This is a genomic window from Eisenbergiella massiliensis (assembly GCF_003435485.1).
In genome coordinates this window covers 13813-26349 of record NZ_QVLV01000023.1, presented here as the reverse complement: position 1 = coordinate 26349, position 12537 = coordinate 13813, and the positions used below count along the sequence as shown (strand labels likewise).

14 protein-coding genes are annotated in these 12537 nt (G+C 53.0%); all 14 read right to left on the bottom strand.

Translation table 11 applies throughout. The features are described from left to right. Nucleotides 1–13 precede the first annotated feature (13 nt). A complete protein-coding gene (locus tag DXC51_RS23315) occupies nt 14–202 on the bottom strand; it encodes a hypothetical protein (protein ID WP_002569177.1) in 189 nt (62 codons plus the stop codon). After that, nucleotides 199–900 (bottom strand): DUF4366 domain-containing protein, encoded by a 702-nt coding sequence (locus DXC51_RS23310; protein ID WP_002569176.1) that lies wholly within the window; start codon nt 898–900, stop codon nt 199–201. Before DXC51_RS23310 ends, DXC51_RS23315 begins: the two co-directional genes overlap by 4 nt. Further along, nucleotides 893–1171, bottom strand: a complete 279-nt coding sequence (locus DXC51_RS23305; RefSeq protein WP_002569175.1) for a DUF4315 family protein — start codon at nt 1169–1171, stop codon at nt 893–895. The genes DXC51_RS23310 and DXC51_RS23305 overlap by 8 nt, the downstream gene beginning before the upstream one ends. 34 nt (nt 1172–1205) lie before the next feature. Beyond that, nucleotides 1206–3275, bottom strand: coding sequence for a C40 family peptidase (locus DXC51_RS23300; RefSeq protein WP_002569174.1), 2070 nt, complete (start codon nt 3273–3275; stop codon nt 1206–1208). A 35-nt stretch (nt 3276–3310) separates the two neighbouring features. Next, nucleotides 3311–4270: a DNA-methyltransferase gene (locus DXC51_RS23295; RefSeq protein WP_002569173.1), complete on the bottom strand. Its 960-nt coding sequence runs from the start codon at nt 4268–4270 to the stop codon at nt 3311–3313. Further along, nucleotides 4267–6705, bottom strand: a complete 2439-nt coding sequence (locus DXC51_RS23290; protein WP_002569172.1) for a VirB4-like conjugal transfer ATPase, CD1110 family — start codon at nt 6703–6705, stop codon at nt 4267–4269. Before DXC51_RS23290 ends, DXC51_RS23295 begins: the two co-directional genes overlap by 4 nt. Next, on the bottom strand, nt 6656–7057 hold the full coding sequence (locus tag DXC51_RS23285) for a PrgI family protein (RefSeq protein WP_002569171.1): 402 nt from the start codon (nt 7055–7057) through the stop codon (nt 6656–6658). Before DXC51_RS23285 ends, DXC51_RS23290 begins: the two co-directional genes overlap by 50 nt. A gap of 177 nt (nt 7058–7234) precedes the next feature. Then, on the bottom strand, nt 7235–8104 hold the full coding sequence (locus DXC51_RS23280) for a VirB6/TrbL-like conjugal transfer protein, CD1112 family (RefSeq protein WP_002595174.1): 870 nt from the start codon (nt 8102–8104) through the stop codon (nt 7235–7237). 19 nt (nt 8105–8123) lie between these two features. Next, on the bottom strand, nt 8124–8339 hold the full coding sequence (locus tag DXC51_RS23275) for a Maff2 family mobile element protein (RefSeq protein WP_002569168.1): 216 nt from the start codon (nt 8337–8339) through the stop codon (nt 8124–8126). Between the two features lie 417 nt (nt 8340–8756). Then, nucleotides 8757–8927 (bottom strand): hypothetical protein, encoded by a 171-nt coding sequence (locus DXC51_RS29675; RefSeq protein WP_002569167.1) that lies wholly within the window; start codon nt 8925–8927, stop codon nt 8757–8759. Continuing rightward, on the bottom strand, nt 8914–10722 hold the full coding sequence (locus tag DXC51_RS23270) for a VirD4-like conjugal transfer protein, CD1115 family (RefSeq protein ID WP_002569166.1): 1809 nt from the start codon (nt 10720–10722) through the stop codon (nt 8914–8916). The genes DXC51_RS29675 and DXC51_RS23270 overlap by 14 nt, the downstream gene beginning before the upstream one ends. Further along, the gene (locus DXC51_RS23265) at nt 10719–11195 is read right to left on the bottom strand and encodes a PcfB family protein (protein ID WP_002569165.1); all 477 of its coding nucleotides are present in this window, start codon (nt 11193–11195) and stop codon (nt 10719–10721) included. Before DXC51_RS23265 ends, DXC51_RS23270 begins: the two co-directional genes overlap by 4 nt. 41 nt (nt 11196–11236) lie before the next feature. Continuing rightward, nucleotides 11237–11458, bottom strand: coding sequence for a DUF5348 domain-containing protein (locus DXC51_RS23260; RefSeq protein ID WP_002569164.1), 222 nt, complete (start codon nt 11456–11458; stop codon nt 11237–11239). Nucleotides 11459–11481: 23 nt separating this feature from the next. Continuing rightward, nucleotides 11482–12465: a DUF6017 domain-containing protein gene (locus DXC51_RS23255; protein WP_002569163.1), complete on the bottom strand. Its 984-nt coding sequence runs from the start codon at nt 12463–12465 to the stop codon at nt 11482–11484. Between the last annotated feature and the right edge of the window lie 72 nt (nt 12466–12537).

Here is a 12537-nt window from a genome sequence, read left to right as displayed (position 1 = left end):
AAAAATCCTCCTTTCAGCGTTCCGGCGCGGTGTGCTTCTTCTCCTGTGCCTGTTTCAGACAATAGCCGATACAGGGGGATTGCGCCTTATAAGGGCAACGCATACACGCCGGGGATTTTGGAACGGGCGGCGCACTGTCACGCCGCCCGGTGGGTCTTTGTACCATCATTTTTTCTAAAGGGTTTTCGGTAAAAAGCGTCATGCTTCCTCGTCCTCCTGTTCTTCATCAGAAAGCCCGTCCCCCTCGTCCTCGTCGTAATCGTCAAAATCGAAATCTTCAAGGTCGGTGTCGCCCTTGACGTTCTGCTTTGGCTTCATAAACTTAAAATAATAGAACGCGCCCCCGCCGCCAAGAAGTGCCACGACAAGGAAAAGCACAAGCCCGCCTGTATTGCCTTTCTCTTTGGGCTGCTCTGTTGGTTTCTCGGTTTCCGGCTCCGCTTCCTTGCCGCTGCAAGCGGTCATGTTGTCCTTGCAGACAGGGCAGCTCACATTTACCTTTCCGGCTTCGCATTTATCGGTGCAACTGCAAACGGCGGGCGGGGCTGCTTCGGTGCTTCCGTCCTCCATGAGTGCCATAAGGTCGGCTTCGTCCACTTGATTAAGGAAATGTACGGTGTCCTCGCCCTCGTCGTCCCGGTCGATAAGGATATAAAAGTAATTGCCGTTTTTGGTCGTCACTGTGATAAGCTGCTTGTTGCCGCCGAAATCGTCTACAAGGGTCGCGTTCCCGTCCGGGGTAAGGGGTTCTTCCTTTTCGGGTTCCTCATAGACAACGCCGCTGTCGTCGGTCGCGTCCTGTCCCTCCGGGGTCTGTGCAAAGGCGGTGACGGAAAAGCCGCCCGTCAGCATGAGGGCGGCGCAGAGTGCGGTCAAGGTTCTAAGGATTTTCTTATTCATTCTCGGTGTCCTCCATTTCTTCGGTGTCGTGGTCTGCGGGTTCTGCGGGGTAGCCCGGCGCGGCTTCCATGCCCGGAATACCGCCGCCGGAAAGCATAGCGGAAAGCTCATGCGGGGAAAGGCGCATGGAGCGCACAAGCTGTACGATTTGCAGGTTTTCCGCTTCGGTTTTCTGCGCTTCAAGCCCCCTTAATCTGTTCTGGTACTCGGTGATTTTCTCGCGGGTCTTTGCAATCTCTTTGTCGATACGTTCAATTTTGTTCATAGCCATCAATAAATTTCTCCTTTCTTTGCTCAAAAATATGTTAATTCCAGTTCATCAGCCCATAGCCTTTGATACAGGAGTAATTGACGGGGTAGCTCTTTATCTTGCAGGCGTCGCCGGAATTGCCCTCGACGGTATAGACGCGCTCCCCGTCCGTTCCGATAACAAGCCCCACATGGTCTGCGCTCCCGTCCCCGTCCCAGTCGAAAAAGATAGCGTCGCCGGGGGCGATATTCTCATAGCCCCTCGCGCCCCATTGCCCGCGTGACTGGAACCAGGGTACGCCCTGTGACTGGCACCCGGCAAAGCGCGGCTCGCTCTTTCCGGCTTGATTGTAGCACCATGAAACGAAACAGGCGCACCATTCCACGCGGCTGTTAAATCCGTACCAGCTCCAAAAGGGTCGCCCGCCCACGTTGCCGACTTGCCGCTTCGCAAGGTCTACAACGGCGGTGTTGCCGGGGCGTGTGCCGTTTACAAGCTGTACGCCGCTTAAATCCTCGGACGCGCCCATATCGGGGGAGCCGCCGCCGAAAATCAGCGGTTTGTTTCCGCTTGTTTCCAGATAGACGCGGTACATTTCAAGCTGCTGTGGCGTTAGAAGTTCCTCCGCAATCTCGGAAATGGGCTTGTTCGTCAGCTTCACGTTGAGGATATGGTACTCGTAGGGTACTTCCTCGGTGGTCGTTTCCCCTGTTTCCGGGTCTGTGCTTGTTTCTGTGCGGTAGCGGATTTCCGTTTCTTCTGTCAGCGTCAAAGTGTACTGCATGGCAAAGACGCGATTTAGCTCTGCCTGTGCGCTCTGCGGGGTGTAGGTCTGTAAAAGGGCGGTGAGGTAGGACGCTAACTCATGGGGGTTATGCCCGATACTGTCAAGGTCATAGCGGTATTCGTCATAGCCGGGGTGGGTGCTTTCGATATTGTCAATCTGCTGCTGAAGCTCGTTTTCCTTTGCGGCGTAATTGTTCTCCGTCGCCACAAGGTCGCTGTCCTCCGACGTGTAGGAAGTCCCAAGTATGCCGTTCATCAAGCCGGAGAACATGGAACCGCAAGAGGAAAGCCCCGCCGATACCATGATGAATAAGAGTAGCGCGGCAACGGCGATACATACGCCCGCCGGGTGCCGCCCTACAAAAGCGATTGCCTTTTTTGTTTCCTCGGCGGTCTTTTTTGCCGCCTTGCGGGTGTTCTCTGCGGCTTTCTGCGCCGTTTTTGCGCCGCCTTTCCTTGCCGACTTTGCATACTGCCGCTTGATTTGCTGCTTCTGCATGAAGCGGGAAAGGGGATTGCCCGCAATCTGCGGATTGTCATGCAGGGCTTTATGGTACTGAAAATCCACATTCGCCTTGAACGCCGCTTTCTCTGCCTTTGCCGCCGCCCGGTAGGGTTTGAGCTTGTGGCTGTGGTAGCCCTCCTTGACTTTCCGCGCCCCGTACTTTGCGCCGCGCTCTGCCAGTTCTTCGGATTTGTGCGCCCCCTCAACGCCGGAATTGTCCTTTTCAACGGAATGTATCTTGTTGTGGACGAAAATACCCGCTTCCTGTGCGGGGCGGGATAGCGGGTTATTGTGGGGCTTATTCTTTCCTATGGGCTTTTCCTGTTCCTCAAAATGTAGGCGGGTCTTGCCTTTCCCGGTGGCTTCATCAAAGGTGCGCTCCCGTACAAGTTTCTTTTCTTTGGGGATAGCCGCCTTTGCCGCGTCCAGACGGTCGGCTGCTTTGTCCGATTTTCGGATATACCTTTCAAGCTCCGGCGTTGCCCGTTCCTCGTCGGTAAACTGCAAGCGGGAAGATTTTTCTTTTGCTGTGGCTTCTGCCTGTGCTTTCCTCGCCGCCTTTTTGCTCGCCTTTCTGGTACGCGCCCCGTCGATACGTTCCAAGACGCGCTCGGCTGCTGCGGTGTCCTGTTCCCGTTCTGCCCCCGGCGCATGGGGAAGCGGCGGCGTGTCGGTTAAGGGCGGGGAAGTTGCGCCGCCCGGTAGGGGCTGCGCTGCCTGTTCCGGCTGCGGTGGGGCTTCGGTCTTTGCAAAGTCCGCGTCCCTTATCCGCTTGCTGATACGTTTCTTTTTCCCGGTAGCGGCGTTTACCTCGACAGCCCCCTCGCGGGTCATTTTCTGCGTGACTTTTTCACGCGCCTTATATTGTTTTATGTGTCTGTCCCTCCAATCCGCGCCCTTGCAAGGGCGCAATACTCGGCGTTTATCTCAATGCCTATATAATGCCTGTCAAGCTGCTTTGCGGCTGCCCCCGTCGTGCCGCTGCCGAAAAAGGGGTCAAGCACAACGCCGCCTTTCGGACAGCCCGCCTTGATACAGGTTTCGGCAAGTTTTGGCGGGAACGCGGCGAAATGCCCGCCCTTGTAGGGAACGGTATTGATAAGCCACACGTCCCGCCTGTTCCGCATGGTCGGCATGAGGGCTTCGTCGTAGTAGCTGCCGCTTCGCGCCCGGTTAAGCCCCTGTACGTTCCCCTGTCCGGGTACTTCGTCCGCATATTTCTGTCCCGCGCTGCGCCCGGTGCGGTACCGCGCCGCCGTTGTGGGGGCTAACGGCTCGGCTATGGCGGCTGCGTCATAAAAATACTTCTTTGACTTCGTAAGCAGAAAGATATGTTCATAGCAGCGGGTAGGGCGGTCTTTCACGCTCTCCGGCATGGGGTTTTCTTTCTGCCAGATAATGTCGCTCCGTAAATACCACCCGTCAGCGCGTAGGGCAAAGGCTAAAAGCCAAGGGATACCGATTAAGTCCTTTTGTTTGCAGCCGGAAACGCGGTTGTTTCTTGCAATCTGCTGTCCGTTTCTGCCTTTCGGGTTCTTCGGGTCTGCATGGTAGCCTTTATTTCCTGTGCCGCAGTAGGTGTCCGCGATATTCAGCCAGAGCGTACCGTCAGAACGCAGTACCCGGCGCAGCTCGCGGAAAACCTCGGTCAGCCTGTCAATGTACTGCTCCGGCGTGTCCTCCCGCCCAATCTGCATATCAAGCCCGTAATCCCTAAGCGCATAGTAGGGCGGGCTTGTGACGCAACAGTGTACGCTTTCCTCTGGAAGCTCCCGCAAGGCATAGAGCGCGTCCCGGTTGATGATTGTGTCAGTTTTCAGCCCGTTCATGCTTCGCCCACTTCCTCCGGCTTCGTCGTCATTACCCGGTAAAGCTCGGTGTCTTTCGGGAAGCGGTCTACAAAGGGCAGCACCACGTTCCCGTAGAAGATAAGCCCCTCGCCCGCTTCGGTGTGGGTGACATACTTCATCTGCTGCGGGGAGATGTTGAGCTGCTTTGCAAGGATAGCCCGGTCGCCCGCCGCCTGATTGAGCATGAGGACAAAATCAGAGTTTTCAAAGATATTCTCCACTTCGCGGGAAGCAAGCAAATCTTTGACGTTCTGCGTGATTGCTGTGGGTATGCCGCCCCATTTTCTGAAACGCTTCCAGATTTCAACGGAATAGGCGGCGGTCTGTTCCTCTTTCAAGAGAAGATGAAATTCGTCCATAAAATACCGGGTGGATTTCCTTTCTGCCCGGTTGACGGTGACGCGGTTCCATACCTGGTCCTGCACAATGAGCATACCTAATTTTTTGAGCTGCTTCCCAAGCTGCTTGATGTCAAAGCAGACAAGGCGGTTTGAAAGCTCTACATTCGTCCTGTGGTTAAAGACGTTAAGGCTCCCGGAAACATAAAGCTCCAACGCCGCCGCGATACGCGCCGCTTCCGGCTCCGGCTGCTTCAAAAGCTCGTTGTAGAGGTCGCCCAAGATAGGCATTTTCTCCGGGTCGGGGTCTGCAAGGAAAGGGCGGTACACGTTCCTAACAGCGCGGTCAATGACGGTCTTATCGACGGGCTGCAAGCCCTCCTTGCCGCCTATGACAAGCTCGCAGAGGGAGAGGATAAAGTCGGATTTCAGCGCAAGGGGGCTGTCGTCCTCGCTGTAATTGAGGTTAATATCCATAGGGTTCACATACTGGGGCTTCCCGTCAATGCCCTTGCCCGTAGGCGATAACCGTATCACTTGCCCGTCAAGCCGCTGCACAAGGGAAAAATACTCTGCTTCCGGGTCGCAGATAATTATGTCGTCGTCGGTAATGAGGAAAGCGTTTGTCATTTCCCGTTTGGCGGCAAAGGATTTCCCGCTTCCCGGCGTACCCAAGATTAAGCCGTTGGGGTTCTTTAGCTGCTTGCGGTCGCAGAGTATCATGTTGTTACTAAGGGCGTTTAAGCCATAGTACAAAGCCGCGCCCGTCTGAAAAAGCTCCTGCGTGATAAAGGGGATAAAGATAGCGGTGCTTGACGTGGTAAGCCCTCTTTGAATGGGGATAAGGTTCTCCCCAAGCGGTACAGAGGACATAAGCCCCGCTTCCTGTTGGTAGTCAAGGCGGGTTAAGGCGCAGTTGTTCTTCTGTGCAATGCCCGCCGCCGCGAATACGTCATTTTCCAGTTTCCTTTTTGTGTCTGCCATGTTCACCACAAGGAACGTCAAGAGGAACATTCTTTCATTCCGGCTCTGCAAGTCCTGTAAGAGGTTCTTCGCTTCGCTGCCGAAAGTGGCAAGGTCGGACGGGATTATATCCATGTCGTAGCCGCTGCGTACCGCTTTTTTCTGTTCTTCGATTTTCATTTTGTCAAGGTCGGTGATTTTCCGCTTGATTGTCTTTATGGCTTCGGTCTGGTCGATACTGTGGATATGCAGATTGACGATAACGCCCGTTTCCAAGTCCAGAATGTCAGATAAGATACGGTCGTTTAATTCCGGCGCAAGGATTTCAAGGAATGAAACCGCGCCGATTTTGCGCCCCATGCGGAAATACCGCCCCTCGCCAAAACGGAAAGAGGACGGGGCGATAAAGTCCTTTGTGGAAAGCCCGGACGGGGCAAGCCATGAAAAATCAAAGGCAAACTGCCCGCCCTCCGGGTGGAAAATGCCATGCAGCATTTTAAGGCGTTCATAGCCTGTCATGGGGCGGGCAGACACGCCCAAGAGCTTAAAGTTGTTGAGTACGTCCGTTTCGATACGGGCAAGGCGGGATTTCGCCGCGCCCAGACTGTCGGCTTCAATGGCAAAGGTGATATATTTTGCTTTGACAAGCCCGTTGTTGCCCTTTGCAAGCTGGTTTTTCAGCATATCCCGGTATTCTGTGCGGATAGAATTGAAAGCGTCCTCCTGTGCCGGGATATTGACCGCCTTTTCCGCTTCGCCGCGCTGCGTCCCCTGATTGATGAAAGAGAGCTGCACCGAAACGGAAGCGTCAAAGTAGTTGAGGAAGTCGCACCAGTTCTCAAAAATGGCGGTCTTGTCGTCTGCCTGTGCAAGCTGATAGTTAATATCTTCAAAGGCGACGGTCTTTGAGTATTTCCGTCCCGTAACCTTGCAGATACCGTCCGGGTACATCTGGATATAAGGGATTGTCTGCTGCGCGGTGTGCGCTTTCCCGTCGCCCTTTGCCTGTCTGATGATTTCCGCAATCTGCTTTTTCTCGGCGCGGGTGAGCTTGCGGGGCGGGTTAGGCTTTGCGCTTCCCGCCGCGCTGTTTCTTCGTGTTTCCTTTTGCAATCGCTGATACCTCCTTTTCAAGTTTTCTCTGCCGTTCTAAGACGGAATAAAAGTTGTCTGTCCTGTATGGTCGTTCTTTGGGGGCTATGAATTTCGTCTGAATGATGTTCTTCACCACCACTTCAAGGGGCTGTCCATGCTTCTCATACATGGCAAAGAGGAAACAGGGCAGCATGACGGCAATCATAGCCATAGACGCAAGGCTTGTGCCTGTGCTGTCTTTGAGCAGAAAGAAAAGCGGCAAGCCGAACAGGAGAGCCGCCGCAAAACATACAATCTGCCGTTTGGTAAGGTTGAACGCTACTTTTGTCTTGACTTTGGATAAGTCTTTGGGTACGGGTACATACGCCAAGTGAAAACCTCCTTTCTCTGGGTTTGGTGTTGCTGTAACTTCCCATAAGGGTAATCAAGGCAAAGGTCAATCTATGCCCTTTGCCCGCCCGTATTATATGGGGGTTATCCGCGTCAAGGTCGGGTCGTATTTTCGCCGCTTCGCTCTGAAAATCTCCACCCTGCCCTTGACACGCCGCTAATGCGCGGAGAATATCGACTTCGCCAGTGCGCCGGATTTGAACAGGGAGAAACAGAGGATAACGGTATAGGCTGCAAGGGAGAATATCGCGCTGTGCAGATTGTCCGCTATTATCATGTTGTTTACCAGAACCGCGTAAATGCCGACGCATATCATAATGAGGAAGCCTTGAAAACCGATAGCGAACAGGGATTTGAGGTAGTTGTTTCCTATCTGCCCCCATTCCCGGTTCGTCATTGTTGCAAACGGGATAGGCGATACCGAACAGTAAAGGTAAATCTCTATCATGCGCCCGTAGAGGATAACGGTTATCAGTACGGACATGATTTTCATGCACAAGCTCACAAGGCTTGTTTCCATGACAAGTAAGAGCAGTTCGGGGATTTCCATAGCGTCAAGCCCGTCCTGCATGGAAGCAAGGGCGGCGGCAACATCAATCTCTGTGCTGCCGCCGATTACCCCCGCCGCGCCGGAAACAACGTGCTGCGCCATATCGAACACCGCCATAGTGATGTCAAAGGTGTGCGTCACAAGGTAGACTGCCACAAACGCCTTGAACACCCACTTGAAGAACATGGAAGTGTCAACGTCGTGCATATTGTTCTTTTCCGTTACCATGCTGATAAGCTCATAGCATAGGACGTAGGTAATGACAAGCCCCGCAATGGGTACGATTACATTCTCACTAAGGGTCTGTATCATGGAGAATATATTTGCGTTCCACCCTTGCGGGGTCTGCCCTACCTCTGCGGCGATAGTGCCGACTTTCTCGTTTACGTCCCCGAACATAGTTGACAGATTACCGTTTATGGCTCCTATGAGGATTTCCTTTATCCATTCGTTAATCGCGTCAAGTATGCTCTGCATAAGCCTTTACCCGCGCTTCTTAACCGAACAAGCCGGAAAGCAGCGGTACAAGGGTCATGCCGATAAGGGCAACGCCGCCGCCCGCCATAAGCTGCTTCATGCCCTGGCTCTTCGCGCCCGGATTGTCGTTGCCGTAGCCCTCCATGAGATTGATAACGCCCCAGATACCAAGCCCGGCTCCAAGTGCTACAACAAGGGTCTGCAAAACGTCTACTGCGCTATTGAAAAATGCCATAAATAAATCCTTTCTGCCGCGTCTGCGGCTGTCCGGCAAGCGGACAAAAGGCGGTCAGCGTATGCCGCCGCATAAAAAAACCGCCCTCTGGTAAAGGCGGCTGTCCCCGCGCTGCGTAAGTTCTGCGGCGCGGCGGTATTCAGTTGTAGGGGGGTGCGGCTCCTGCCGCTGTGTGCTGCGCCGGAAAGTAGGGGCGCGTATCATGTAGCCGATATTGATATATGTGATTGCTTCGATTCCTCCTTTCGGTGTCCCGCTGTGCTGCCGGACGGGTATTATTCAGACTTGCGGGAAGTGAATAGCTTGCATAGCAAGGTGTTCGCTTCCCGCAAGTTCACAAAGGGGTAGCTGCCGCAAGGCAGCGTAGGGGAAGTGTAGCTTCCCCTGTCCCCCCCTCCCCGGCGGTCTGCCATGCTGTCACTGTTGAGGGATAAGCCCCCGGCGCGTGACATACTCCGTTGCAAAACGGCGGTGTTCCGCTTCCTTTTCCCGCCAATACTCCCATAATGCAGCGTCGGCGGCTTCCGCAACATTCATTAAAAACCGTTCAAGCTGCTTTTGTTTTTCCTCTGCGCTACGTTTCCTCATGGTCTGCGTCCTCCTGTAAGTCTGCTGCGTCAATCTCGTAATAGTCAAAAACCTCGTCGGGCTTGACAATGGCGGGGCGGCGTTTAAGGTGCTTTTCCATGTCAAAGGCGTTCTTCGGGTCTGCGTCGGATAGGTACTTGTATTTCGGGTGTTTCGTTATGTCGAATTTGTCCGAAAAGAACGGGCGCACCCCGCGTAGCTGCAAGATACATTTCCCTCCGTCCATGACTGCGATTTCATCTTCCGTCATAAGCTGCTTTCCCAATTTCTGATAGTTCAGCCCATGCGAAAGCTCCCGCCCCCTTGTTTCGGAAGTGTTGAAGCTGTCTATCGTTTCCTTGCCTAAAATCTCCGATATTTCTTTGAGCGTGGTTTTTTCCTTGCCGCCCAAGAAAAGCGTGGTGTCGCAGTTGCCGACTATGGTATCGGCGTTGTCCTTGTAGATTGCCTTTAGCTGTGACTGGCTCTGCAAGATGATTGACGCGGAGATTTCCCGGCTCCGTATGGTTGCGATTAGTTTCTCAAATTTGGGGATTTGCCCGATATTCGCAAATTCATCAAGTAAGCACCGTACATGGACGGGAAGCCGCCCGCCGTATTCATCATCTGCTTTGTCGCACAAGAGGTTGAATAGCTGTGTGTAGAGAATACTCACGACAAAGTTAAAGGTGTCGTCGGTGTCGCTGATAATCACGAAAAGGGCGGTCTTTCTGTCACCTATGGTGTCAAGCTCCATTTCGTCGGTTTCCATAAGCTCCCGCAGCTCCTTAATGTCGAATGGGGCTAACCTCGCGCCGCATGAGATAAGTATGCTTTTTGCGGTCTTGCCCGCCGCCAGTTTGTATTTTTTGTACTGCTTGACTGCAAAATGTTCCGGGTCTTTTTCTTCCAGACGTTCAAACATGAGGTCAACCGGGTTCTGGAAATCCTCGTCGTCCTCGCGGGCTTCCGACGCATTTATCATTTCAAGCAGCGTCGTGAAGTTCTTCTCGTCCTCTGGGGCTTCATACCAGATATAGCCGATTAGTGCGGTGTAGTAGAGCTTTTCCGCTTTCACCCAGAAATCCTCGCCGGATTTTTCCCCGTCGCCTTTGGTGTTGGCGATAATGGTATTGACTAATTTCAAAATGTCCTTTTCGCTCCGCAGATAGGCAAAGGGATTGTATTTCATGGATTTTTTGAAGTTAATCGTATTTAGCACTTTGATACGGTATTTGTACCGCTGCAACATTTTCCCGGTTTCCAAAATCAGTGTTCCTTTCGGGTCAGTGACGATATACGACGTTGGAAAATCCTTTGACGTACATTGCATGAGCGACGGTTTCACAAAGAACCGGGTCTTGCCGCTGCCGGAACCGCCGATTACAAGAATATTTTTGTTTCTTGCGTATTTCGGCTGCTTCGGGCGGCTGTTCATGGTGAGCCGTTCCGTCTGCGTTAAGGGGATATTGTTCTCAAATACCGGGTCTGTGTACGGCTTTATGTCGTCAGCCCCGCCCCAACGCGCCGAACCGTATTCTGTCCCGCGGCGGTATTTCTTCGCGTTCTTGCCTTTGGTGTAGATAATCAGCCGGACAATGACCGCCCCCGCAATGCCGATAAGTAAGTCTGCCGGGTGGAAGCTCGGCGCGATACTGGAAAAGGCGGTGGTAAAACCGTCCCCAAGATGTAGCAGCTTTGCGCTTGCGTCCGCGCCGGGGGATAGACGGACAGCCGCGCCCACTTTATCAAAGAGCCAGACAAAGAGCAGATACGGGAGATTTAGGATAAGCAGCTTCTTGATTTCCGGCTTCATAGCGATACCTCCCTGTCCTTGTTCTTGACCTTTGCCCGTTCCGCGTTCTTGCCCTGTGCGGCTTCTTTGAGCGTAGAGAGCAGCTTTCGGATAGAGGGCTTTTTCTCCTGTGTCAGCTTCTTTGCGGAAAACTCCTTAAAGGCTGCGGTCAGCACGTCCGCGTCCCGCCCCTTGAAAAAAACCAGATAGCGGGGCGGGCTTTCCGTTGCGTCCTTTTTCAGCGCAAAGTCGATACCGTACTTTTTCGCCGTACTCTCAAAGGCTTTGATATTGCCCTCGGTAATCTCAATGTTGGAAACGCCCGCGTTCTGCTTCATAAGCTGCTTTAAGCTCTGCTTTCCCTGTGGCGGTTTTGCAAGCTGCTTTTTGCCCTTTGACAGTATGGCTTTCATTGCCTTTTGGAGCGTCTGGGCGGTCAGCTTCCCGGTCTTGATGTAAAGGGCTATGGTCTTTTCGTTTACTTCGTCCTGCAATTCCTCGCGTCCTCCTTTCGCGTTTCTTTATGGGGCGGCGGTCAGATACGCACCCGCAGCCCGTTCAAGTCCTCGGCTCTGATACCCACAAGATACCAGTTGTCGCCGTACTCAATCCGGGTCGGCTTCCACTTGCCCCGCACGAATACGTCAAAGCACTCACCGCAATGCAAGCCCCCGTAGTAGCTGTTTAAGTCAAAGCGAATGTCGTAACGGTCGGTGCGCTCGTCAAATACCAATGCTCCTGTCATTTTCTGTGCCATAATAAAATCCTCCTTTTGTTGTTTTACAGGCTTTCGCCCGGTTTGAATGAATAATAGTCCGGGTCGCCGTACTGCGGCTTCTTCGGTGACAGTGCGCCGCTTGCCATGTCATGGGCGACAAGGGAAGTGTAATAATTGCCGATAGTGGACGGGGCGTTGAAAAGGGCTGCTTTCAGATATTGCTTGATGTTGCGGATTTTCGTTGTGTTCTCCCGCATACAGTCAAGCACAAAGCGGATATGCTCGCCGTCCAGTTTCATAAACTTAGATTTCACAAGCTCTGCCGGGTAGTCGTCCCCCGCAATCCGTACCCGCTTTCTGGCGGTGCATACGGTTTCAAGCATGAGGTCTACAATCTCGTCCAGCCTGTCCCCGTCAAACTTCATGTCCTGTTTGAGAATGTGGTAGTCGATATTGTCCTTGATGATTTCCCGGTATATATCAACTGCGCTCTGTGCTGCCGCTTCCGTTCCTTTCCGTTCCGGCGGCGTAGCCGCTTCTCTGCAAGGAGAGGGGTTAGGGGAAAGGATAGGAATGGAATGGGTACTTGATAAATCTGTATTTGATTTTTCTTTTTTTGGTAAGTCAGTTCTTTGTATATCTTTATTTAATTGCGTTGGATTTTCCAACGTAGGTTTTTCCAATGTTGGTTTTTCCTGCGTTGGATTATCCAATGTTGGATTTTCCAATGTAGGTAAATCCGGCGTAGGCGGCTGCGGCTGCTCGAATATCACATAGTCCGCGCCCCGCAAGCGTCCTTTCTCGTCGCGCTCCCTTGACCGAACGATATACCCGGCGCGTTCAAGCTCCTTAATGGCTTCGCGGATAGCGTCTATCTTCTCCCGGTTGATAAGGGATAAGCCTTTCAAGGTGTAGTCCCAATCTTCGGGGAGTGACAGCATTTGCGACAACAGCCCTTTTGCCTTTAAGGAAAGCTCCTTGTTGCGTAGGTGGTGGTTGCTCATTACGGTGTAGCCCTTGTTCCGTTCCACTCTGAAAACTGCCATAGTAAATCACTCCTTTTGCTGTGGATTTGTTACGCAGTAGAAGCGCGGTTTCGGGGGATAAGGTATAAATCC

What these genes read in the sequence shown, in the direction of transcription:
- DXC51_RS23275 (WP_002569168.1), bottom strand. Translation starts at nt 8,339, where the DNA reads ATGGCATTTTTCAATAGCGCAGTAGACGTTTTGCAGACCCTTGTTGTA.
- DXC51_RS23300 (WP_002569174.1), bottom strand. Translation starts at nt 3,275, where the DNA reads ATGACCCGCGAGGGGGCTGTCGAGGTAAACGCCGCTACCGGGAAAAAG.
- DXC51_RS23280 (WP_002595174.1), bottom strand. Translation starts at nt 8,104, where the DNA reads ATGCAGAGCATACTTGACGCGATTAACGAATGGATAAAGGAAATCCTC.
- DXC51_RS23255 (WP_002569163.1), bottom strand. Translation starts at nt 12,465, where the DNA reads ATGGCAGTTTTCAGAGTGGAACGGAACAAGGGCTACACCGTAATGAGC.
- DXC51_RS23295 (WP_002569173.1), bottom strand. Translation starts at nt 4,270, where the DNA reads ATGAACGGGCTGAAAACTGACACAATCATCAACCGGGACGCGCTCTAT.
- DXC51_RS23310 (WP_002569176.1), bottom strand. Translation starts at nt 900, where the DNA reads ATGAATAAGAAAATCCTTAGAACCTTGACCGCACTCTGCGCCGCCCTC.
- DXC51_RS23305 (WP_002569175.1), bottom strand. Translation starts at nt 1,171, where the DNA reads ATGGCTATGAACAAAATTGAACGTATCGACAAAGAGATTGCAAAGACC.
- DXC51_RS29675 (WP_002569167.1), bottom strand. Translation starts at nt 8,927, where the DNA reads ATGAGGAAACGTAGCGCAGAGGAAAAACAAAAGCAGCTTGAACGGTTT.
- DXC51_RS23315 (WP_002569177.1), bottom strand. Translation starts at nt 202, where the DNA reads ATGACGCTTTTTACCGAAAACCCTTTAGAAAAAATGATGGTACAAAGA.
- DXC51_RS23270 (WP_002569166.1), bottom strand. Translation starts at nt 10,722, where the DNA reads ATGAAGCCGGAAATCAAGAAGCTGCTTATCCTAAATCTCCCGTATCTG.
- DXC51_RS23260 (WP_002569164.1), bottom strand. Translation starts at nt 11,458, where the DNA reads ATGGCACAGAAAATGACAGGAGCATTGGTATTTGACGAGCGCACCGAC.